This is a genomic window from Martelella alba, from assembly GCF_005217455.1.
GTDB lineage: Bacteria > Pseudomonadota > Gammaproteobacteria > Enterobacterales > Enterobacteriaceae > Acerihabitans.
In genome coordinates this window covers 1-2,111 of sequence record NZ_SZPQ01000105.1, presented here as the reverse complement: position 1 = coordinate 2,111, position 2,111 = coordinate 1, and the positions used below count along the sequence as shown (strand labels likewise).

The following is a 2,111-nucleotide window of genomic DNA, read 5'->3' as shown; positions in this document are numbered from 1 at the left end:
GAGGCATTACCGGAAGGGCCGGCGCGCCGGGTTCTAAAACTGCCGGCGCCAGAGCGCATTACGCCGGTGATGCGGGAATCCGATATCGCACCGCATGTTTTCGCAACGCCATTGTTGGCGGAGCGGGCGAAACCGATTCTGGCGCTGGCTGTTGACCCAGAGCCGCCCGAGTCGTTCATGCTGATCCCGAAACGCCGGCGTTGGACAAACGAGGCATATACCCAATGGGTCAAAGCACAGCCGTGCGCCGGGTGCGGACAGCCGGCGGATGATCCCCACCATATTATCGATCATGGTTTCAGCGGGACTGGGACCAAACCTCACGATTTATTCACGATACCGCTGTGTCGGCAATGCCATGACGAGATACATCGTGATCGCCGCGCGTTCGAACAGAAACACGGTAGCCAATTGGAGCTGGTTATGCGGACCCTGGACCGGGCAATGGCGATGGGTGTGATTACCTCCGGGAAAATTTAACAACAACGTATATGGAGCGCATAGGATGACGATCAATATCGAATATATTCGAGAGAAGCTGACCGCGGCGCTGGCCGATATACAGGGATTGACCAAGGGGCAACTGACAGCATTTGAGGAGTTGCCGTTAACTCGAACTACTCGCTATAAACGCCACCGGCCGCGAGAGGGACGTGTTTGTTCCGAACGGGATCCAATTTACTGCCCGGAAACCCGCGTGCGCAAATGTGCGCCAGCCCCGATTGACCCGCTCACGTTTGCAATGAGTTCGTATCGCCGGGCCGTAGGGGAGCTTAAATCTTACGAAGTGGCCTGGATCAGGTATTGTTATGGAGGTGATTTGGAATACACATATCAGATCCAGATTTGCCAATACATCTGGTCGGAATACCGCAAAGAGACAGCGGGGCAAAAAATCACAGAAAAAGTGCGATCACGCTTGGCATCGTTGGTCTGGTTGGCGGTTCAAACCTCTGTATGGCATTTTACCGCGCGCGGCCGCGCCTACGGTACGGCAGAGTTGGCTATGTTGGTAGGAGTGAGCAAATCGACGTGGTCTGAAACATACAGCCGGCATTGGGCAGGGTTAATGGGGATTTGTCGCAAATTGGATGAATGGGCGTTATTCACGATTATAACAAAGCGGAGTGACGAATTTTTGAAGCAGAACGCGACATGATCCTTGCAAAACCGAACAAAAAGGGGCATATTTGGAAGTAATTTGATATCTTGCCAAAAATTTAAATATCTTCGAACCTCGCTTATTGCGGGGTTTTTTATTGCGTGAAATGGGCGACGATACCGGTGCTGGTAACACCGATACCGCCATCCACCCATGAACGGAGGATCACAGGCGAACCTAGGCCCATTGCTGATGTGCACACAGCGGCATTGAGCGTACCAAAACGGACACCTCTGGTCTATGAAAAATACTGTTAATTTAAACAGTGCTAATCTCGTCAACGCCGATTCCCTCGATTACATCAAAACGCTCCCCGAAAACTGCATCGATCTGATCGCGACCGACCCGCCATACTATCGCGTCAAATCACACGCCTGGGACCGGCAATGGCCAACCGTCGAGGACTATCTGGCATGGCTGGACGATATGCTGGTGGAGTTCTGGCGCGTGCTGAAACCGACTGGTAGCTTGTATTTGTTTTGCGGATCACGGTTGGCAGCGGATACCGAATTGCTGGTACGCCAGCGTTTTGATGTGCTGAATCATATTATCTGGGCAAAACCCTCAGGCCCCTGGCGGCGAATGCGCAAGGAAGACTTGCGAACCTACTTTCCAGCCACTGAGCGGGTCATTTTCGCGGGTCATTATGGCTCTGAGGGGGTCGCCAAGGGCGCGATTGGCTACGCAACCCAATGCCGGGAATTGAAAGCGCAGGTATTCAAACCTCTTATTGACTATTTTCGCGACGCACGTGCGCTGCTAGGCGTGTCGGCGGCTGAAATCAATGCCGCCACTGGCACGCAGATGTGCTCGCACTGGTTTTCAGAGAGCCAATGGCAGTTGCCGAACCTGGCGCAGTACGCTGCGTTGCAAAAGCTGTTCGCTGAAAAGGCCGCTGCCGCCGGTATTGATAGTCTGCTGGTGGGCCGGCACTCAGGATTGGTCGAAC

Annotated in this window: 3 protein-coding genes; all 3 read left to right on the top strand. The window is 53.6% G+C overall.

Features of this window, described 5'->3' with window-relative positions:
• On the top strand, positions 1–480 hold a 480-nt coding region (locus FCN80_RS25695; protein WP_136993171.1), incomplete at its 5' end, for a DUF968 domain-containing protein.
• Between the two features lie 25 nt (positions 481–505).
• A complete protein-coding gene (locus FCN80_RS25690; protein ID WP_136993169.1) occupies positions 506–1,159 on the top strand; it encodes a bacteriophage antitermination protein Q in 654 nt (217 codons plus the stop codon).
• A gap of 243 nt (positions 1,160–1,402) precedes the next feature.
• Positions 1,403–2,111, top strand: a 709-nt coding sequence (locus FCN80_RS25685) for a DNA-methyltransferase (protein WP_136993167.1), incomplete at its 3' end; no start/stop codon positions are given.